This window comes from Winogradskyella vincentii (assembly GCF_020166345.1).
GTDB classification, from domain to species: Bacteria; Bacteroidota; Bacteroidia; order Flavobacteriales; family Flavobacteriaceae; genus Winogradskyella; species Winogradskyella vincentii.
On the sequence record NZ_JAIUJS010000001.1, the window covers coordinates 504,083 to 527,354 of the forward strand.

At 33.7% G+C, this 23,272-nt stretch carries 12 protein-coding genes and 1 tRNA gene; 3 read left to right on the plus strand and 10 right to left on the minus strand.

Features of this window, described 5'->3' with window-relative positions:
• The first annotated feature begins 11 nt into the window (after nucleotides 1-11).
• On the plus strand, nucleotides 12-827 hold the full coding sequence (locus LBV24_RS02325; RefSeq protein WP_224476976.1) for a hypothetical protein: 816 nt from the start codon (nucleotides 12-14) through the stop codon (nucleotides 825-827).
• Nucleotide 828: 1 nt separating this feature from the next.
• Here the strand turns inward: LBV24_RS02325 and LBV24_RS02330 are convergent, their stop codons facing one another.
• Nucleotides 829-4,518: a metallophosphoesterase gene (locus LBV24_RS02330; RefSeq protein ID WP_224476977.1), complete on the minus strand. Its 3,690-nt coding sequence runs from the start codon at nucleotides 4,516-4,518 to the stop codon at nucleotides 829-831.
• A gap of 159 nt (nucleotides 4,519-4,677) precedes the next feature.
• A complete protein-coding gene (locus tag LBV24_RS02335) occupies nucleotides 4,678-6,240 on the minus strand; it encodes a protein adenylyltransferase SelO (RefSeq protein ID WP_224476978.1) in 1,563 nt (520 codons plus the stop codon).
• A 133-nt stretch (nucleotides 6,241-6,373) separates the two neighbouring features.
• Here LBV24_RS02335 and LBV24_RS02340 point away from each other — a divergent pair, with 133 nt between their 5' ends.
• Nucleotides 6,374-7,579: a Pycsar system effector family protein gene (locus tag LBV24_RS02340; protein WP_224476979.1), complete on the plus strand. Its 1,206-nt coding sequence runs from the start codon at nucleotides 6,374-6,376 to the stop codon at nucleotides 7,577-7,579.
• Nucleotides 7,580-7,581: 2 nt separating this feature from the next.
• Here LBV24_RS02340 and LBV24_RS02345 read toward each other — a convergent pair whose 3' ends face one another.
• The 8 genes from LBV24_RS02345 to LBV24_RS02380 all read right to left on the minus strand — a co-directional run bounded on the left by LBV24_RS02345 (nucleotide 7,582) and on the right by LBV24_RS02380 (nucleotide 21,774).
• Complete coding sequence (locus LBV24_RS02345) at nucleotides 7,582-9,954, minus strand: GAF domain-containing protein (RefSeq protein WP_224476980.1); 2,373 nt, start codon at nucleotides 9,952-9,954, stop codon at nucleotides 7,582-7,584.
• A 109-nt stretch (nucleotides 9,955-10,063) separates the two neighbouring features.
• On the minus strand, nucleotides 10,064-12,190 hold the full coding sequence (locus tag LBV24_RS02350) for a glycoside hydrolase family 97 protein (protein ID WP_224476981.1): 2,127 nt from the start codon (nucleotides 12,188-12,190) through the stop codon (nucleotides 10,064-10,066).
• Nucleotides 12,191-12,192: 2 nt separating this feature from the next.
• Nucleotides 12,193-13,872, minus strand: coding sequence for an alpha-amylase family glycosyl hydrolase (locus LBV24_RS02355; protein WP_224476982.1), 1,680 nt, complete (start codon nucleotides 13,870-13,872; stop codon nucleotides 12,193-12,195).
• A gap of 2 nt (nucleotides 13,873-13,874) precedes the next feature.
• Nucleotides 13,875-15,770 (minus strand): alpha-amylase family glycosyl hydrolase, encoded by a 1,896-nt coding sequence (locus LBV24_RS02360; RefSeq protein ID WP_394371107.1) that lies wholly within the window; start codon nucleotides 15,768-15,770, stop codon nucleotides 13,875-13,877.
• A gap of 7 nt (nucleotides 15,771-15,777) precedes the next feature.
• Nucleotides 15,778-18,213 (minus strand): TIM-barrel domain-containing protein, encoded by a 2,436-nt coding sequence (locus LBV24_RS02365; RefSeq protein WP_224476983.1) that lies wholly within the window; start codon nucleotides 18,211-18,213, stop codon nucleotides 15,778-15,780.
• A 165-nt stretch (nucleotides 18,214-18,378) separates the two neighbouring features.
• Nucleotides 18,379-20,688, minus strand: a complete 2,310-nt coding sequence (locus tag LBV24_RS02370; protein WP_224476984.1) for a glycoside hydrolase family 65 protein — start codon at nucleotides 20,686-20,688, stop codon at nucleotides 18,379-18,381.
• A 36-nt stretch (nucleotides 20,689-20,724) separates the two neighbouring features.
• A complete protein-coding gene (gene pgmB, locus LBV24_RS02375) occupies nucleotides 20,725-21,381 on the minus strand; it encodes a beta-phosphoglucomutase (RefSeq protein ID WP_224476985.1) in 657 nt (218 codons plus the stop codon).
• Nucleotides 21,382-21,689: 308 nt separating this feature from the next.
• A tRNA-Leu gene (locus LBV24_RS02380) sits at nucleotides 21,690-21,774 on the minus strand.
• Between the two features lie 108 nt (nucleotides 21,775-21,882).
• Here LBV24_RS02380 and LBV24_RS02385 point away from each other — a divergent pair.
• On the plus strand, nucleotides 21,883-23,271 hold the full coding sequence (locus LBV24_RS02385) for a dipeptidase (protein ID WP_224476986.1): 1,389 nt from the start codon (nucleotides 21,883-21,885) through the stop codon (nucleotides 23,269-23,271).
• Nucleotide 23,272: the final 1 nt, after the last annotated feature.

Below are 23,272 nucleotides of genomic sequence, written 5' to 3' on the forward strand. Positions count from 1 at the left end.
ATAAAATTACTATGTTAATACCCAAAAGACTAATTTTTATTCTACTTATCACAATTGCTTGTACTTCGTTTGGGAAATTAGAATTACTTGGGGATTTACCAAATAGCTTCAAGGAAGCTTCAGCATCTGAAATAATACCAAATTCAAATTTAATTTGGGTTATAGAAGATTCTGGAAATGAGAATGTACTATATGGCCTAGAAACAACAGGTGAAATATCTAAACATATAACATTAAATGAGGCTACAAATATTGACTGGGAAGATATTACAGCTGATGAATATGGTAATATTTATATAGGTGATTTTGGAAACAATAATAAAAACCGTACCTCTTTTCAAATTTATAAAGTCTACAATAAGGAATTAGAGAATAGCACCGCTAAAGCTCATACAATCCAATTTACTCTTCCAGCTGACATAGAGCCGAAAGATTTCGAGGCATTTTTTGTACATAAAGACATCTTCTATTTATTCAGCAAAGAGCATAAGATTTTTAATGTTTTTACCGTACCAAATGCTGTTGGCACTCATACGGCAACTTATATTTCTTCTTTTGAACTCGAAGGTAAAGACACTAGGGTTACCTCAGCCGATATTAGTTTTGACGGCAAATCTGTAGTTTTATTAAACCATAAACGGCTATGGAAATACACAAATTATGAAGGCTCTGATTTTTTTTCAGGTAGCAAAGAAAAACTAACCTTTAAGCATAATTCACAAAAAGAAGGTATATGCTTTCAGAATGACTCCACCTTAATTATTACTGACGAGCGCCATGGCACTGAAGGTGGTAATATTTATAGGTTCAATCTTCTTAAGCAATAAATTAGAATCCAAATCCTAATTGAAATGCAATCCGCAAACCATCATCACTGTTGAAGGCAGACAAGTTTGCATTTATCATACTATAAGCAGTTACAAATAAGCCACCTCCAATTGATGTATTCCATTGATCTTCATTAAAACTCGGATCCACTACCCTACTGTCATCTATCCACACTCTACCATAATCAAACCCTCCAAAAAAGCCTACGTTAAATGGTAAGAAATTAGACGACTTACGTCTTAAATTAAAACGCAAGTCAGTACTTTGTACGAATGTACTTTTACCTGAGAATCTCTCTCTTCTATAGCCTCTTAATCCTGTTTGATCTCCCAATACAGCTGCCTGATAAAATTCAAAATCGTCTCCAAGGTTAATATGGCTTCTTAGTTTAGTTGCCAGCACAACCTGGCCTTCAGGAACTAGTTTGTAATCAAATGCTAATTCTGGGATCACATAACCAAATCCTTTTGTTGTATTTGTGTTATTTCTATAACCAGCTTCAACACTAAACATCATTCCTAATGTTGGAAATGTCTTGTCATCCTTTACATCATATGTGTATTTTGCCTGCGCACCAAAAAATGCTTGCTGATCAAATAATTCATCGTTAGCAGGGAATTCTGTTTCTAAATAGCGCCCGGGAGTTCGTTCAATCTCATTAGACTCATATGCAATTCCTGCTTCAAAGGTTGATCCATATTGCCCTCTCCAAATCAATGAAGGAGTTGCACTGATTGTGCGGATTTTAACTCTGTTAAAATCAAAATCAATATTATCATTGTCAACCTCAGGGTTAGGAGTAGAATTTCCATAACCAAAATAATTAACGGCAAAATTTGGACTATTATAATGCACATTAAAAACCAGATTGGTTGTACCGAATACATTTGCCAACTCTCCTTTATAATTTAACACAAGCCCTTGAGTTGCTAAAAAGTAACTAGCTGCGATGGTGTGCTGTGATGAGAAAGGATTCCTTTCAAAATTATAGTTTGTCAATACATTTGTAACACCTAAACTAAAACCATCATCAGGGTTTGCGCCAATTGTTGGAACTATTTTGTTTGTACTGTTTTTTAATTTCTTATAATTATAGACATTGGTTTCGTAGTCATCGGTAAGTTTTCTGTTTCCTTTATTGGTTAGATAAGTATTCTTTTTTGTTTTATGTTCATAATACTTTAATCTTTTACCATTTTTAATATCATAAGTATCATTATTCTGTCCGCCTACTAAACGTACTTTAATTAACTGGTCACCTTCACCATAAACATTGAAAACATCATCATCGTCTAAAGCATAAACCCAAATTTCCTTAGTATCCTCTTTGCTATAGGTTCGCTCAAGTACCACATCCGCTTTTTCACCACCCTTAATACGGAACACAGATACTTTTGTCTTACCGTTTGGTAAACGTTCTATATCAAACCAATCATCCTTATTTGTACCTTTTACAACTGCAAATTTATTTATCAGTTTATAATATCTGTCTGATATATCTTGTAAGTTACCTCGTCTTGCCTTCAATAATCTTTTAATTTCCTCTACATCTTCATCCCTAACCTCTTCAGGAATATTTAAAAATGCTTTTTCAATAATCTCGTCAGTAATGTTCTCTTGGATATACTTTACTTGTGCATCCCAAATAGGCTTGTCGGATGCCTCAATTAATGCCATATCAAGAGGATATGGTTCTACATTAATTTCTTTTTCATCTACTAAGACTTCATCATATTTTCTAAGAAGTCCTGCAGAAGGTAAAAGTCTTACGGCGATGCCTAATAAAAAACCGTCACTCATTTTAGAAAAGGCTTGATCTCTATCTCTTGGCATTGGTCTAAAGATTTTTTTTCCGTCTTCCTTAAATTCTATCCAACGCCATTGATCTTGGTGTCTATCCCAATCACCAATTAACATATCAAATAAACGCGCTTTGATATATGAAGCCTCATCTACAACAATATCCTCATCTTTTCTGATTTTTTCCAGCATATCAACCGTACTAAAAAGTTCATTCTGATATCCAAAACTAGCTTTGTTATCATGCCCTTCTGAAGTGTGCTCCTCAATCATATACAACTCATCACCAAAATCACCATTATATTTTCCAAGTGCATTTTGTTTAGGCACATAGTACAATACTGGATTTGTATGGTAGATACCAACAGCATCCGATAAATCTCCGACAACAAAAGGTGCATAAGGATGTGACCCGGTGAACACATCCATTACTAATTTAGTTGTAAAATCTTCGTCTAATTTATCACCAATGTACTTGTCCTTAAACACAAGTGCTTGCAGATATTGAGCCGCCTGCTTTTCTAATGCACGCATAACATACTGGGTACCATTTTTATCTTCTAACCTTAATGATTTTGATTGGTTCCCTCCACCTTTTCTTACTGGCTTCAACCCACCGAACAACGTATCTAAATTTACAGTTGGGGCTTTAACAGGTGTAGCAAATTGCTTTCTGAATCTGTCTCCCCATAAAAACTTATAAAATCCTGATTTTTCAGTGTCTTCTTTCTTATATATAGATGAAGTAACCGTTTCTGGAAACTTTGAAGGATAATTGGTTATATCATATTTTGTTTGATCATAAACTGTAGTTGTATAAACTGGAACATTATTACCTGTTTCATAAAACCTTACAAACGAAGAACCATCTGTAAACACATCTAATCTTGCATAACCATTTGCTCCATAACCGAATTTACCATTACCTATTAACCTTGTTGCAGATGTCTTAGAACCTGAACCGCTAACTATCTGTGGTAATCCACCTTCAACAATATATTGTAAGTTATGTTCATGACCTGAAACAAAAACGACTTTGTCATTATCTTGTGCCAAACTAACCACACGATTTTTTAATTCATTATACATCTTATTCTGAAGATCCACATTGATTACACCTCCTGTTTTTCTTGTAACATTTTTAATTGTACCTAAAACAGGTAATGGTTTCATATGGCTTGCAAAACTATATTGCCCGCCATGAGGACCATATGTAAACATAGGGTGATGAAGTGCTATTAATGTAGTTTTTCCACGAGCTTTTTTTATTTCACTTCTTAATTCATCTAAAAAGTCAACTCTTGTTTTTATATCACACTCATCATTGATTGTTGGGTAATTATCCCAATCTGTTACATACCAATGAGAATCAACAATTATAAGTACTATATCATCAGTGATATTCACCTTTTCGATAGGACACCCATTTTCTGGCAAGAATGTATTTTTCCCTAATTCATCTTCTACAAATTTTTCTTGTCGCTTTAGCCCTTTAATTCCACTATACCAATCATGGTTTCCTGGAATAAAAACTGTTCTTCCCTTAAAATTTTTAGCGATATCCGTTTGAACCTTAAGTCTATGTTCCGCTAACTCTTTTTTATCTTTCTTTTTGGTAAGACCATTTGGATAAATATTATCGCCCAAAAAAATTGCGGTACTATTAGAGGAAGCCTCACTTAAAGTAGCACCAAATTCACTTATTGCTGGGTCTACTTGACCCATTGCAGAATTACCAGCATCACCCAATAAATAAAAAGAATGCCTTATAGTTTTATCTTCAGGAAAATCAACAATTGTATTTTTCTCCACTTGCAATTTATGAGTTGCACATGCACTTACAATAAGACTAACTACGAATAAAAGAACAGTTTTACGTAAAAAATTCATGTGGGAGTATTGATTAGTTAATAATCCAAATATATTAAATATATAAAGTATTAACTTTTCTCACAAAATTTGAATGATAAGCGACAGAGTATCTATAAATTTTGCATTTGAACAGAATTTTACAGTAAATTATAATATTAGCCAAAGTATTTTGACCAATTACGAACTGCAAGACAACATAGAACAACCTACTTTATGTCTAGCCCATTCAGGTCGCTTTACAAACCATTTTTCCTTACTAGGCTGTTCATCATATGGATGTTTTAACAGGTCAAAAAGCTCATCAATTAAGCCATAATCACCCTTGTCTGCATCATCAATAGCCAACTGTGCCATATAATTTCTGAGAACATACTTTGGGTTTGCAAGATTCATGACTTTTTTTCGATCAATATTTGCTAAAGTTTCTAATTGCAATCGTTTATCGTATTCTAAGAACCAATTGTTCCAATGGCTTACAGCATCATCACTCAATTGATCTAAATTGTAAAAAGCATCTTTAATAATTGAAATGCCCTTCATTGGTTCTCCTTTTTTATAATTAGACAACAATCTAAAGAAAATCGTCATGTCGGTTTCTTCAGCTAGTAAACAATCTTCTAGTGAGGTTATAAGTTTTAAATCAGACTGTTTAATGGTATGTAAACCGAGTTTAGAACACATCATTTCTAATGACTTTCTTTCAAAATCTGTCTGGTAACTTTTTAATACAGATTCAAAGGGTTCAGCTTCTTCTACTAGAGGATACAAGGCATTTGCCAACTGCAAAAGATTCCATAAACCAATGTTTGGTTGATTACCAAACCTGTAGCGTTTATTTTGTCTATCAGTAGTATTAGGTGTCCAGCCAAAATCAAAACCCTCAAGCCATCCGTAGGGACCATAATCAATTGTAAGTCCTAAAATGGACATATTGTCCGTATTCATAACACCATGCACGAAGCCTACACGTTGCCAATGAATTATCATGTCTAATGTACGCAGTGCCACTTCTCTAAATAATTTTACATAAACAGTTTTACTTGGATTACCCATGTGAGGAAAAAAATGTCTTATCGTATAATCAGTAAGTTTTTTTAAATTCTTAAAATCTTGTCTAGAGGCAAAAAGTTCAAAATTGCCAAATCGAATAAAAGTTGGTGCAACTCTGCAAACTATTGCACCTTTTTCATATGCAGAATTTCCATCATAAAGCATATCCCTTAGCACATCATCTCCAGAGAGCATTAGACTCAATGCACGTGTTGTAGGTACACCTAGATGATGCATTGCCTCACTGCATAGATATTCACGTATAGAGGATCTTAAAACAGCCAAACCGTCACCTTGTCTAGAATAAGGTGTTTCACCTGCACCTTTTAACTGAAATGCCCATTGTTTATTATTTTGATTTACTTCAAAAAGATTAATAGCCCTGCCATCTCCTAGTTGTCCTGCCCAATTTCCAAATTGATGGCCTGCGTACGCCATGGCATATGGTTTTGTATTTGGATATACTGTAGTTCCTGAAAAGATTTCTAAAAATTCCTTTGAGGTCAAATCTTTAACTTCAAGTCCTATATCTTTGGCTAATTGCTTAGATGAATGAATTAAAATTGGGTTAGACGGTATTAATGGCCTTACAAAAGAATAAGCAGCTTTAAATACTTGTCTTCTCGTGTTCTCTGAATTATCATCCGATGGTAATTCTTTATTATATGTATCTGAAATATTTAAATGCATACTTTTAAAAATGGCTGGTTTAAACCCAGCAAAACGAATCTTGTTCTATAATATAATTTTCAAGGCTAAGTTACTAATTAGCCATTATATGGATAGTAAATAATTCTTAAATTAGCATTTTAGCGATAACACTATGGAAAATATCTTAACTGAAGTTGAAAAATATGTAGTACACTACCTTAATGAAAAACTAGATCCGAAATTTGTTTATCATAATTTAGCCCATACTCAAAGAGTGGTTGAAAAGATTAATGAACTCACGGAAGAAGAAAGTGGCATAACGGATGATGAAAAACGTCAATTACTTATTGCAGCTTGGTTTCATGATACTGGATTTACAGAAACTATAGATGGACATGAAGAAGAAAGTGCAAAAATCGCTAAAGATTTCCTAAAACAACACAATGTAGCAGATGCTGAAATAGATGGAATTGCAGAAATTATTCGTGCTACAGAAATGACCTATGAACCAAAAACAAAATTAGAGGGTATTATAAGAGATGCTGATTCCGCTCATATTTCTAGTAAGAACTATGAGGATTATGCTTCACTATTAAGGAAAGAATGGGAACTAACATTGAACAAAAACCTAACAAAGGATGAATGGTTAATGTCAAATATAGAATTTTTGACCAATCATACCTTTAACTCAGATATCGCTGCAAGTAAATGGGAAAAACGAAAAGGTAAAAATTTAGCAAATCTTTTACAGAGCTACAATAAAATTAAAATTGATACCAACAAACTCAAACACAAAAAAGCTGAATTACAGTTTAAAAAAGAGAAGTTAGATTTACCGGATCGTGGCGTTGAAACCATGTTTAGAGTAGCATTAAGAAATCACATTACCTTAAGCGATATTGCTGACACAAAAGCTAATATTTTACTATCGGTAAATGCTATTATTATTTCTGTTGCGCTATCTAATTTATTACCAAAATTAGATAACCCCTCTAATGACTATTTAATATATCCAACGCTCATTTTTATGTTTTTTACGGTGATTTGCATTGTACTTTCAGTACTTGCTACACGACCTAACGTTACTAAAGGCCAGTTCACAAAGGAAGATGTTGCCAATAAAAAAGTGAACTTATTGTTTTTTGGAAATTTTCATCAAATGAAACTTAACGAGTTTGAATGGGCTATGGAAGAAATGATGAAGGATAAAGATTATCTCTATGGTTCCTTAACTAAAGATCTCTACTTCCTCGGTTTAGTATTGAATAGGAAATATAACTTATTACGAGTAACCTATAATGTATTTGTGATTGGGATTGTGATAAGTGTATTAGCCTTTGGAATATCCTTTTGGCTTTCAGAATCTGTTATAAACTAAGCCTAGTTACTGATTTCTTTCATTAAATCATCATAGGTGTAATATTCCTTATCATTATTATCCTTGTGATAAAGAACACTTACTCGTATTGCCTTTAACCCTGTTACTGCTTGCAAGTCCTGAAGCTCTAAAATTTCAATATCATTATCTAAGTAATTTTTAGACTGCAAAAACTTAACATATCTTAGGTATTCTTCTTCGTCTTGTTTTTGAGAATAAACAATACTTATTTTTCCTTTTTGCGTAATACGTTCGTTGGTTCCTTTAATAAATGCTTTATCAACACGTTTTTTTACTATTTCATATCTTGCATTATATGTACCATCTACATCAAATTGCTTTTCATCCATTCTAAAACTAATAGACAATGGTTGGTTAAACACCAAAATCATTGAAGCAACATCTAGTTTAACTGGAAAATCTGATTGCATCTGATAATATGAATTTTCCATTTCACACATAATCTGCAATTGCCATAATCTTAAGTTATATAAGTAAATTGAACTAAAACTGTCTTCTTTAGTTAATGATTCACCTATATACATGTTATGCTCCACACCATCTGTTTTAAAACGTTCAAAATAATGTGGGTACATTGCCTGCGCACTAATTTGCTTTTCGTCTAAAAGGGAAGCCATATTCTTGTTGATCGCAGCAATAGTCTCATCGTAATTTTTGCGGTTTTGATATACCGTACCAACTTTACTATCAATTGAATTTAAATAGGCCTGTATTTCTTCTTCAAGGTTTTTATTTGTCTTAAGGTGTTTTAAGACAGGATTTAAATCGTGTTTTATAAAACCGTTAATCTGTTGCTCACTATCCACTTGAAAATTATTATCAAGTGATTCTAACCATTCGTTTATTTGGTATAAATACTGCTCGTAAATAGGCAGAGCTTCCTGATCTATAGCATTTTTAATAATTGATTTCAGCGCGCTTAATTGAATTATAAGATCGAGTTTAGTCGCTCTATTTCTGGCTTCAGAAGATCCTTTAATATCAATTTGACCGAACAATGGGTAAATATCATTAAAAACTATCTGATTAAAATTTGGCTCTTTTCCATTAAGATCATCCTTAATGTATTTTCTCGCCTCCTGTTCAAATCTCCATTGTACACTTTGGTGTATCGATGTACACTCTTGCTGTATAATGGCGTCGATAAGGTTTTCCTCTTCATTTTTTGAACGCTCAACAGCAGAAACTATAAATAGCATTACGTCTACCAGTTTATTAGCATTTATACTGTTTAAAACCTGACGTTTTTCAGAGACAATTTCCAAAATTCCCATTAAACCTTCTTCATTTGCAATAGGTGCAAAGATGGCGCTTTTTATCCCTTGCTCATGTAATACCCTAACATGTGGAGCATGACCTTTTGATTTTGAAAATGCTTTATCTACATCTGAAATTGAAAAATACTTTTTCTCCTTTAACAATCTATCATAAGACCAGCGACATAGCGCATCAGAACAATTTGAAATTTCAAGATTATTAAGTAAGAAACTATCCATACCTGCTCCATAAACACGCTCAAAGGTATCATCCTCCTTATTATAAATAGAAAATCCAACCTTAATATCTTTTAATCCCAAAAGTGAACGAAATATTTCATGAAAATCTTCCATGAACCCTTCATTTTTACGCTTGTCTTCACCTATTAATGATGACTTTATATTTGAAATCGATTGATCGTCTGTTACATCAAAAATATTTGATATCACGAATCCTTTGAAATCATAACTATTTGGTGGAAACTTCTCTTTCCATAAATCAATATTCTCAAAATTGTCTAAAAGTTGGGCATAGTCCTCGTCTGTAATTTTTGGTGCATTCTTTTTTGGGATAATTTCTGTAAAATCCGCATTATAAAGTATCTTATAATAGCGCATTACCCCATTTGCATCAGGTATTTCATAGAAAAATGGGCGTTTAAAGTTGAGATTATAACCGTAACAAAAGTTTAAAATTACTGAACAGGCAATAATATACCTTTGGTCCTTTGGCATGTTTTTGATCTGCAAATCAAAATCTTCACCAGCAGTTTTAAGTATATTTTTAAATCGAGTAGAAGAATTAAATATTACATCTAAAAAAGGGACTGATGCAGTTTTAATTTCATTATGAGAAAGGACTGGACTAAAAGCATCTTGCAATATTCCTTCAATTTCCTTTTCATGCTTTTGTAAAATTGTTAAATCACTAAAACCATCTCGCAATATTGGATAATCCTCAGCTATTTTTAATACTCTACGCGCATTTAGAGCAATAAAATCATTATCTGCTTCAATTAAATTCTCATACTGAGTTAAATATTTGTTGAAGCTAACTTTAATAACTAATGGCGATTCTAAACCTTCATTAACATCCATAGTACTAATTCTTGTTGGTTGTGTTTAACTAGTTAAACAATAGTCGTTTTGAATAAGACTATCTTACATCCATTTTGTTACAATAAATAAGGTACCATTTAAGCAAGCATTATTCACTCGCCTTTTTCATGATACTTAAAGCAAAACCTCCGCCTTCAGCAAGTTTAATATCCAAACTAGACTTATTATTTAAATCTAGTTTTTCAATCATTATGTCAAGAGGATTGTTATCCCAATGGGCATTAGGACCATCTTTATATAGGATTGCCTCATAATCTTGATTTTTATCTAAAAAATCAAAATCCAACTTTAAAGATACGGAATTTTCATCTGTTATTCCTCCGACAAACCAGTTGCCAGTGCCTTTTTCTTTTCTTGCAATGGTCACATAATCACCAACTTCACCATTTAAAACGGTAGATTTTTCCCAATCTACACCAACGTCTTTTATAAATTGTAGTGGCTCAGGATTTGCCTCATAATGCTCAATTAAATCTGCCGCCATTTGCACTGGACTATATATCACAACATATAATGCTAATTGTTGTGCAAGAGTAGTATTTACTTGACTTTCTTCCTTGTACTCATCAAATTTAATATTGAATATTCCAGGTGTAAAATCAATAGGTCCAGCCAACATTCTTGTGAAGGCCACAGTAGGTAAATGACTAGGAGGGTTACCTTTCTCAATTGACCAGGCATTAAATTCTTGTCCACGGAGTCCTTCTCTAGAAATGGCATTTGGATAGGTTCTTCTTAACCCTGTTGCCTTAATTGGCTCATGTGCATTAACTGCAACTTGATATTTTGCTGCTTTTTCGACAGCATTATTATAATGGTTCACCATATACTGACCATGGTGATACTCACCATCTGGCAAAATTTTCCCAACATACCCAGACTTGACAGTATGCATGCCGTATTTCTGCATTAATGCATATGCTGCATCCATTTGCTTGGTATATGTCTCTGTAGCAGCAGATGTTTCATGATGCATAATAATCTCAACACCTTTTTCTCTCGCATAATTTGTTACCTCTTCAAAATCATAATCAGGATAAGGGGTCACAAAATCAAAAACACCTTCACGATCAGGAAAACCGATCCAACGCTCCCAACCGGTATTCCAACCTTCAACTAAAACGCCACCGATATTATTTTTTGCAGAAAAATCTATAAAGCGTTTTACATTTTCTGTAGTTGCACCATGCCTTTCATGAGCCTTACCAGTATCAACCCATTTACCATCAACTTGTTCCATACCATAATCCCATGATGATTTATTTAAGTGCATTTCCCACCAAACACCTGTATACTTCATTGGTTTAAACCAGGATACATCACCAATTTTATTTGGTTCATTTAGATTTACTATGAGATTTGATTCTATTAATCCAGGTGCATCTTCAGATATTTGTATTGTTCTCCAAGGTGTATTAAATGGTAAACTTCTTTTTACTTTATACTCTGTATTTTCACTACCAACTAAAATACTTTTAAACTTTAAATTCTCTTTATCTACACCTAGTGTCATATCTGAATAATCCACCAAGGATGCCTCATGAAAACTTAGATGTAAGCCTTTTTCTCCAACCAACGTAGTAGGTGTATTTACAGCATTATTAGGAATATAGGTTTGGGCAAGATTTGGATGATCGCGCTTACTAATTGCATCAATTTCAGAAAACATTGTCTCTGAATACAAATGCTCATAAATATCCCAATCTCCAGGAATCCAGAATGTTTTATAATCTTCGGTTAGATTAAACTCCGTGTGCTCCTCCTTAATTAAGGCTTCTGCCCAACCTTCTTGCTCTGGGAATTCATATCTAAATCCAATCCCATCATCATATACTCTAAAAACAACATTAAGTTGTCTTTTTAAATCAGTTGTCTCTTGAAGTTTAATATCAAGTTGATTGTATTTGTTTTTTACATCAATTTGTTCTCCCCAAGGCATCTGCCAAGTTTCATCAAATGAACTTATATCAGCAGTCATTATTTTTAAATTAGAATCAATAGCTTCTGAATTTGTGAATTCAAATCCTAAATACGAGGTATCGATTACCACTCCATTATTGTACTTTACCGTATAATATGGTTGCCCTGTATCATTAATATTAAACTCAACTTTAACCTTTGATTCTGGTGAAGAAACTTCTATCATTTCATTATTATTTTCCGAACATCCTAATAATGATGCAATTAAAACAAGTGTAAATAATTTAATTTTCATAGTTATATTTTTTCTAGTAACACAATATCAAATTCTGAATCAATTACAACGCGACCATCAACCACTTTGGTTTTTTTACCTGAGTACGCATCTCTTATGTTGTCTCCATCTTTAAACATTTTAGAGACGTCAATAGATTTTGCACCCTTATGAACATCTAACCCAATAACCACTAAATCTATAAAATCACCTTTCTGATAAGTTCTATAAAAATAATAAGGTTGTGCGGTAATCATCTGATGCTTTCCAGCTCCAACAGCAGGATGGTTGGCTCTAAATTGACCTAATTTTTGCCAATGCTTTAAAATGCTCTTTTTATCGTTATCTATGGCAATTTCATCCCAATTCATTTTAGATCTTAATGTTGCATCTCCAACAGTTCCTTCAATAACCAAGGAGCGTGCTGATTCATCACCATAATACACCTGTGAGGCACCAGGTGAAAGCAATAGCTTGTTTGCTGTTTCGAATGGTTTTTTGCGGTCTGGATCGAATGGTTGACCATCGTCATGGGAGCTTAAATAATTTAAAACACCATAACCTTTCAAGTCATTTTTAAGCTTTTGGTCATACTTTCTGAAAAGTGTTTCAGCTTGTAATTCTTTCGCGTTCCACTTAAATTCAAAGTTGATTTGTTGCGTAAACATATCATCATAATAGTTTACTTTTTTATCTCCAAAATCAAAGTATTTTCCTCCTGAAATTCCATAATTGTAAACTTCTCCAACCAGATAAAAATCGTTGTCATCTATTACTTTATTTGGGTTATTTTTCTTGAATTCAGTGAAAGCGTAATCGCACTCTTTTTTGAATTCTGACCATACGTATTCTTCAGTATGTTTTACTGTATCACAGCGATATCCGTCGATTCCAAATTCCGTTATGTAATCAGTCAACCATTTCATAATGTAAAAACGAGGTGCTCTAGGATGTCCTGTTCGTTCAAAAAAAGCATCTAATTCCGCTACTTCTTGGTCATAGCGTCCTTCTGCCTTCCATTTTTCAACCAATTGAGGTGGCAATTCAACTTCCTCATTACTTTCAGTCTTAATGTCTGGTAGGTTCTTAACCAAAGTACATGTAATAGTATTTTCGTAATTATCATATTTACATTGCGGTTCTGTCCTTACCCAATCACTTGGCCAAACTGGATCTTTCTCGGTGACAGGACCTGTATGGTTTATAACTGCATCTAAGACAATTCTTATACCCTTTGCATGTGCTTCTTTAACCAACTCATGTAAATCTTCCTTTGTACCATAATTAGGGTCTATGTTGGTCCAGTCCTTAGTCCAATAACCGTGAAAACCATATGACAACCCAGTTCCTTCATCTGTTGCACCATGAATCTGCTCAACTATTGGTGTCATCCAGATGGCATTAATTCCTAAATCTGTGAAATAACCTTCTTTAACTTTTTGAGTAACGCCCTTAATATCTCCGCCCTCAAAACCTCTAAGTTTACCAGGTGCTTTAGTTCTGTCAAAATTTACGTCATTCGATGTATCACCATTATTAAAGCGATCTGTTAGCAAGAAATAGAGATTTGCTCCTTCCCAAACAAAAGGAGTGCTAGAAGTTGTTGTCTCTTCAACTTTATCTTGAGTTTGTTCTTGATTAGATGTGTTTTTGCATGTCATCACTGATAGACAAATAGCTACTGTTAAAATTATATGTTTCATTTTTAATGGTGGATTTTTAAAATAAATGATTGTAATGGTTCAATATCAATTCTAACCTCTGCTTTACCATTTATGACCTTTAAGGTTGAATTATATTGATTATAAAGTTGATCTTCTACCTTATATTCACCATTGTCTAAACCAAGCTTTTTAATAAGATCTTCAGGTAACTGAAGTTCAAACCCATACGTATTATCTGCATTGAAATTTGAAATGACGATCAATTGTTCATCTTCACTCCATCTTACAAAAGACAATACTTTATCATTGTACCATTCTGTATTTTGCTGATTGTATAAATGAATATCTTGATAATTACCCATCAAAGCAGAACTATTAATTGTGAAATTGAGTAGTCTCTTGTAAAAATCCCGTAATTCTAACTCTGATTCTGTAGATTGACCGCCATCATATTTCTTGTCATTTACCCAGCGAACCAAACTTGGAACAGACCCATAATCGAATATTGACGTGCGTGTAGGATCACCAAAACCTAAGTCTTCTGCACCAGGTTCTCCGAACTCTTGAGCAAAATAAATCATTGTTGGTGAAGTTGAAGATGTCGCTGAGACTACCATTGCCGGCTTCCCTTTTTTTGAGTCTCCAGCAAAATCTAGGCTAGATATACGTTGCTCATCATGATTTTCTAAAAAATGAAGCATATGATGCTCTATATCGGATAATTCATCTAAAATTGGAGGAATATTATCTGTTTTACCATGTCCTTGCATGACATGCTTTAGTGTATCATAGAGTTGAACTTTATCATAGAGATAGTCCATTTTTCCTTTATTGATGTAATCTCTGTACAAATGCGGTTGATATACTTCAGCCAATAAGAACGCTTCCGGGTTCTTCATTTTTATATGCGAGTTCATATAACTCCAAAACTCAACTGGCACCATTTCTGCCATATCAAAACGGAATCCGTCCACACCTTTAGCCAACCAATATAATGCAATATCCTTAAATTTTATCCATGAATCTGGAACTGTTTTATCTTGCCAGAAATTGAAATGTGCTTCATAATCTTCATTTTCAAAACCAGCAGGAAGCTCATCGAAATCTTTTGAACCATCTGGACTTATACCATAATTCACCTTAACAGTTTCGTACCAATCATTGACATTAGGTTTTGATGCTCTAGAACCATTACCTGTCCATTTGGCTGGATTTTCGTCAAATTGACCATCTATCAAAGGGTGGCTTTCACCTCCTAATGGCTGATATCCATTTTGCCAATCTGGAACCTGAAAAGATTCACCAGGATTATAATAAAAATTGTTGTTTACAGAATAGGTTACGGACGTATCATCATCTGCACCAAAGTCTTTAATACCTTCAGGAAGGGTTAAACTTTTATAATTACGAGCAACATGGTTTGGTACAATATCAATAATGAGTTTAAGACCCTCTTTATGTGTCCGTTCTATCAAAGCCTGGAATTCTTCTAAACGATTTTCAACATTATCAGCCAAATCTGGGTTAACATTATAATAGTCCTTAACAGCATATGGTGATCCCGCCCTACCTTTCACAACATCTGGATCATCATTTGAAATTCCATATTGAGTGTAATCTGTAATTACATCGTGATGCGGAACACCTGTGTACCATATATGAGTAATGCCAAGTTCTTTAATTTCCGTTAGTGCTTTTTCGGTAAAATCACTGAACTTACCAACACCATTTTCCTCAATTGTTCCCCATGGTTTATTTGTGGTATTTGTATTCCCAAAAAGTCTTGTGAAAACTTGATAAACAACTGCTTTTTTCTTCATGCTATTTTTAAGATGTTCTGTTTTAATCGTTTCTGATTTTTCTTGTTTTATGTCACTTTTACATCCAATGACACTAAAGATACTAATTGCAAATATGACAAGTTTATAGTGTTTCATTTATGGATTATTTTCTTAGTTTAATGCGTACTTTCTTCTCAGTATTTGTATCCCAATCAATATTTAATGTTAAGGTCTTATATTGAGAATTGTATGTTCCATTAACTTTCTCATTATTAATCTTAATACGTTTTGGTTTCTTTTCTATATTATGAATTGTAAAATCAATGGTTTTTGTCCTAGGTGTAAAATTCTTGCCATTATTAGCATTGAATTCAATTTCTAACCATGATCCCCTAATCTTTGCTTCAAAATCTAAAATTTGATACGCTCCATTTTCGAAAGTATTTGTTGTAATACCATCATCCATATAAAGGTGACGTTGAGATTTAGTAACTGTGACATCATGATAATACTGCAATTGCAAATAACCATCATCATAGGATTTTGTAGACTGCATTGGTTTTGCCAGTGGGATAAAAGATCCTCCTCGTGCATAAACAGGAATAAAACTTTCACTTAACGTTACGCTCTTTTTTTGACCGCCTTCAATAACTTCATCAGTCTCAATATCAAACCACATAGAACCTCTTGGAAAGTAAACTTCTTGAGTCTTCTTACCTGCCTCTAAAACCGGAGAAACAAGAATATCATTTCCCCATAAATACGCATCAGAATACTCTAATAAATCGGCATTATTAGGTTCCTCAAAAAACAAAGGACGCATTAATGGCCTACCTTTAATATGATTCTCAGCCATCAAATGGTAATTGTATGGCAACATTCTGTATCGCATCTGAATAGCAAAATTTGCGAGTTTTTTAGCTTTTTCACTTCTATAAACAGGTTCACTGGCTAGGGTTTCATCCGCATGAGGCCTAAATATTGGTTGAAAAACTCCATACTGTAACCATCGTGCATATAACTCATCATCTAAATTCGCGCCAGCAAAACCACCTAAATCACTATGCATATATGCGATTCCTTGCATACCCATTTGTAAAGCAATTTCTGGTTGTGGCTTAAGTCCACCCCAACTTCTGCTCACATCTCCAGTCCATGGTATCATTCCATAGCGTTGCGACCCTGAATAACCGGCTCTCATTAATACAAAAGGTCTTCGATTAGAATTTGATTCTAAACTTGCCTCATAGACCAGCTTTGCCCAATTATGACCATAAATATTATGAAGTTCATCTGCCGAGCCTGTCTCAAAATTTACCCAATTGGGTAATTCCTCTGGTTCTCCAAGGTCACCCCAAAAACCATTGACGCCATAGTCTGATAATCTATTATAAATATCTTTAAACCAACGTTCTCCTTTAGGTTTAAAGATGTCTATTATACCACCTTTACCAAAATAAAATTCAAAAACCGCAGGATTGCCAATGGAATCTTTAGCTAGTATATCTTCATTTACTGCCTCATCCCAGTGCTTTGAAGTCTTAAGAACATAAGGCTCAGTTATTAGCGTTGTTTCAACATTTTGAGATTTTAAAACATCTACCATTTGTTTTGGTTCTGGGAAAGAATCTCTATAGAATTCAAAATTACCGAGGGTACCTTGTATTTCCTTACCAAACCAATATAAATCTATAATTATGGCATCTACTGGAATTTCATCTTTCTTAAACTTATCAATAGTTTCTAAAGTTTCTTTTTGAGAGTGGTAGCCAAAACGGCTAGAAAAATTACCAAGTGTCCATCTTGGCAACATGGGTTGTTTACCAGTTAATTCCGCATAATTTTCTACAACATCATACCAAGAATTACCAGCTATTATTTGGTATGTTTTTCTACCAGACAAAGTCTCATAGGTTAAGGTGTTATCCTTTCTGCTATCTAAATCTAAATATCCAATTGTGGAATTATCAAAATGGAGCATATATTTCTTAGATGACAACACAACAGGTAGGGTGAAATTTAGCAATTCACTATAGGACTGGTAACCATATTGTGCTCTATTGTAAAGTGGTAACCTATGCCATCTTCGGTTCATGCCAAGTGCTCTAGAACCTCCACCATACAAGACCTCTTCTTCGGTAAGATTAAATTCAATTTTTTCAGATACATCGGCAATTATATGATCTTTCACTAACTCCATAGATTCATGAGGACTTTTATAATACCCTCTTTTTTCAGAAATCAAAGAATCATCATTATATGTATAGCTTATTTTGAAGGGTTCAGTCGTAACAATTACTGATAAGCCTTCAGTCCCATAAGTTATATCATTCCCAACATACTTGTAGGTTGTCTCAACTTTATTAGGTTGCAAAATTACAGCGTGAGAGTTTGCATTGGTCTCTTCACCATTAGGCACGAAAGTGGTTTCTAATATTTCCGTTGAATAATATTTGAAAAGATATTTTCCATCATTTGTGGTAACTGAAAATATCCCGTTCTCTTCAGAATGTGACTGGTAAACTCTCTCAGGATTCTGAGAAAATAAACATATGATGCCAGCTATAATGAATAAAAGACTAAGAAAAAGCTTTCTCATTTGTTTTAAATTTTAATGGTGTAACTTCGAATTGAACCCTATTACACATTCAATTTCTAACTTTAATCTATAGATGTATTGTTTCAGTTTTTGAAAGCTACCAGAATTTTAAATGGACTATCACTAGTCTAACAATTTAAAATAATTTATGAGTCTGAAAGAATACTAACCAACTGTTACCAAATGATTAGGTGATATATTAACTTCCTCTTCATTCACTAAAATCTGTAAATCTTCATCTCCTTCTAATTCAAAATGTGTTTCATTTTGATTCACGATTACCTTTATTATTTGATTTCTAAAATTCACTTTGAATGAATAGCCATCCCATTGCTCAGGGATTTTAGGTTCAAATGTCAGTTGATTATTTCTAACTCGCATACCACCAAAACCTTCAACTATACTCATCCATGTGCCAGCCATTGATGTAATGTGTAGTCCTTCATGCACTTCATGATTATAATCATCTAAATCTAATCTTGATGTTCTAAGATAGAAGGTATATGCCTGTTCCATTCTATCTAATTTGGCTGCTTGGATACTATGCACACATGGTGACAAGGAACTCTCGTGCACTGTAAATGGTTCATAAAAATCAAAATGACGCTCTAATTCCTCTGTAGAAAAATGATCTTCAAAAAAGTAAAACCCTTGTAAGGTATCTGCCTGTTTGATATATGGTGAACGCAATATTCTGTCCCAGGACCATTTTTGATTTATCGGTCGTTGCGACTTATCTAAATCAGCTACAGTTATCAATTCTTTATCTAAGAAACCATCTTGTTGAAGAAATACATTATGATCTTCAGAATAAGGGAAATACATATTATCAGCTACAGATTTCCATTCTGAAATTTCAGCTTTAGATAATTTTACTTTATTCATTATCCTTGCGAAATCAGTGGTGAATTCTGATTCTATCTTTTCTATGTTTTCTACTGTATAATTTATACACCATTGGGCAATATAATTTGTATACCAGTTATTATTAACGTTATTCTCATACTCATTAGGACCAGTAACGCCAAGAATGACATACTTATTTTTATATGTAGAATATGTGGCTCTTTGATGCCAAAACCTTGCAATGCCAATAAGAACCTCTAATCCCATTTCTGGAATATAGCTGTAATCTCCTGTATATCTATGGTAGTTATAAATTGCAAAGGCAATTGCTCCATTTCTATGAATTTCCTCAAACGTAATTTCCCATTCGTTATGGCATTCCTCTCCATTCATGGTTACCATTGGGTATAATGCGACACCATTACTAAAACCTAGTTTTTCCGCATTTTCAATGGCCTTTTCTAAATGTTTATATCTATACGTTAGTAAGTTTCTTGCAACGCTCTGATCTTTGGTTGACATATAAAAAGGAATGCAATAGGCTTCTGTATCCCAATAGGTACTTCCTCCATATTTCTCACCAGTAAATCCTTTAGGCCCAATATTAAGCTTTGGATCAGTACCTAAATACGTTTGATTTAAATGAAAAATATTAAATCGAATACCTTGCTGAGCCTTAACATCACCATCAATAGTAATATCAGCCATGTCCCAAATTTTGGCCCATGATTTCTTTTGATCACTTAGTAATTGTGAAAAACCGGCTTGAGTAGCTTTAGCCAAAGCAACTTTTGTCTCTGCAATTAAAGCATCTTTGTCGTGGTTTCTGTCCGAAGTATAACCTCCAAATTTATGGATTGAAAACACTTCTTGTTGTTTAACCGAAATCTTATAAATGAAACTGATCTTATTATCAGTCCTAATAACTTGTGGTCGCAATCCTGCATTTTGATCATTGACAAAACATTCTGATTGCATAAATGTGCAGGTATGAAAGTTGGTTTTCATAGTCTGCGCTTCTATAAATGCCTGGTCGTTTTCAACTTCTAAATTTGAAATATTCCAAAATTTATCATCCCAGTTTGAATCTTCATTTGTAATTGCCCCATCTATATATGGCGTAATTACAAGATCCGCATCTATATTTAGTGGTGTTATTGAATATTCTATGGCTCCAATTTCATCCAATTCTAAACTTAAAAAGCGTTTTGCATTGACCTGAATCTCACCACCATTATGAAGGGTATACTTAAAGCTTCTTGAGAGCCAACCTTCCTTCATATTCAATTCCCTTCTGAAATTTTCCACTTTTTTACAGGAATACAAATCGATTTGCTCACCATTGACATTCACATCAATTCCAATCCAACTAGGCGCATTTAAAACCTTTGCAAAATATTCTGGGTAACCATTTTTCCACCAGCCCACACGTGTTTTATCAGGATAGTAAACTCCGGCAATATAACTTCCTTGAAATGTTGGTCCCGAATAGTGTTCTTCAAAATTGGCACGTTGTCCCATGGCTCCATTACCAATACTGAATATACTTTCTGATGCTTTTACATTATCTGGATTGAATCCTTCTTCTATGATTGACCATTCGTTAGGTATGATATAATCTAAATTCATTTATATTTCTTTGAATGCTATAAAATACATTCGATTTTAATTATTAATTAGTGTATTTATAAATTCTTCTGAAATCTCAGTAAAGTCTTTAAAGACATAATCTGCTTCTCCTAAAACCTCTTCGCTTCCAATACCGATTGAAATCATCTTCGCAGTATTTGCAGCTTGGACTCCTGCGACTGAATCTTCAAAAACAATACAGTTTTCTGGTTCTATGTTTAACAATTTAGCAGCGATTAAAAAGACCTCTGGATCTGGTTTTGCCTTGCTTACATCAGTACCATCTACAACAGCATCAAACATATCTTTTACATCAACTTTCTCTATTATATATCGTGCATTTTTACTTGCAGACCCTAATGCTATTCCTTGTTTTTTATTCTTAATAAATGTAAGCCTATCTTTCACTTCTGGCAATAACTCAGATTCATCCATTTTATTGATATAAGATAAATATTCATCATTTTTTGTTGCCATAAGTCGAGTAAACTCATCCTGAGGTAAGGTTTTATTCCCCCAAGATAAAATCTTTTCTAGAGACCTCACTCTGCTTACGCCTTTAAGTTGTTCGTTTTCTTTTTCCGTAAAATCAATACCCAAACTATTGGCCAATTGCTTCCAGGCCAAATAATGATATTTTGCTGTGTCTACTATGACCCCATCAAGATCGAATATGAATCCTTTTTTATTCATTATTCCTTTTTTAATTTTATTCAGATAACATTAATTAAATTCAAATTCTATTTATCATTTTTGGTTTAACCCTCCATAAATATCCTAAAAAATCATGATGATTATAAATAATAATTCAGAACTTATAAAAATATTGGTTATCAGGTTATAATTTGAGTAAAAATCAAAATGTTTTTAACACTAAAAGGTTTTCGTAGTTAGGAATAATATTAATTTAAAATACTTCGTCTTAAGTATTACCCTTATTTAATTCATAAACCTTTAAAACTAAAAAAAGCCTCTCAAAAATGAGAAGCTTTTTTCTAATTTGGTGCGGGCGGCGAGACTCGAACTCGCACACCTCGCGGCACTAGATCCTAAGTCTAGCGTGTCTACCAATTCCACCACGCCCGCAAATTAGGACTGCAAATATAAACAATACTTTCAATATTCAAATAGCTTTCAATTAAGAAAATATTGGTGCTAGTTTTCTTATTTTTGTTATAAACCATAACAACAATTATGCAATCTATTCAATCTTATATTTCGGACAACAAAGACCGTTTTTTAAATGAACTTATCGATTTATTGAAAATACCTTCAATTAGTGCAGATTCTGCATATAAAGATGATGTTTTGAAAACTGCTGGAGTTATAAAAGCCAGTTTAGAAAAAGCTGGTTGTGACCATGTAGAAATTTGCGAAACCGACGGTTATCCTATCGTATATGGCGAAAAAATAATTGATGAGAATTTACCAACAGTACTTGTTTATGGTCATTACGATGTACAACCACCTGACCCTCTAGATCTATGGAATTCACCACCGTTTGAACCTGTAATTCAAAAAACAGAACTTCATCCTGAGGGTGCTATTTTTGCACGCGGCGCTAGTGATGATAAGGGACAAGTATATATGCACGTGAAAGCCATGGAATATATGACATCACAAAATGAATTGCCTTGTAATGTTAAGTTTATGATAGAAGGTGAAGAAGAAGTTGGTAGTGCCAATCTTGGAAAGTTTGTGGCTTCAAACAGAGAAAAACTAAAAAATGATGTCATTTTAATTTCTGATACCGGAATGATCGCTAAAGACATTCCATCTATTACAACAGGACTTAGAGGTCTAAGTTATGTTGAAGTTGAAGTGACAGGTCCTAATAGAGATTTACATTCAGGCTTGTATGGTGGTGCTGTGGCAAACCCTATAAATGTATTAACCAAAATGATTGCTTCACTTCATGATGAAAATAATCATATAACAATACCAGGTTTTTATGATAAGGTAGAAAATCTATCTGATGAAGAACGTGCTGAAATGGCTAAGGCTCCTTTTTCACTAGATGCTTATAAAAGGGCTCTAGATATTGATGCTGTTTATGGTGAGAAAGGATACACAACAAACGAACGAAACTCGATACGTCCTACGTTAGATGTAAATGGTATTTGGGGAGGCTATACTGGTGAAGGAGCTAAAACTGTTATTGCAAGTAAAGCCTATGCAAAAATCTCAATGCGCCTGGTACCACATCAAGATTGGGAAGAAATAACAGAACTTTTTAAATCGCATTTTGAAAGTATTGCTCCTGCTGGTGTTAAGGTTAAGGTGACGCCACATCATGGTGGCCAAGGTTATGTAACACCAACAAATTTTGATGGTTACAAAGCCGCCTCCATGGCATATGAAAAAACATTTGGCATGACACCAATCCCAGAACGAAGTGGCGGAAGTATTCCAATTGTGGCATTGTTTGAACAAGAACTTGGTAGCAAAACCATATTAATGGGATTTGGTTTAGATAGTGATGCTATCCATTCACCAAATGAACATTTTGGTATTGGAAATTACCTCAAAGGAATTGAAACCATTCCATGGTTCTACAAATATTACACTGAATTAAAAAGCTGAT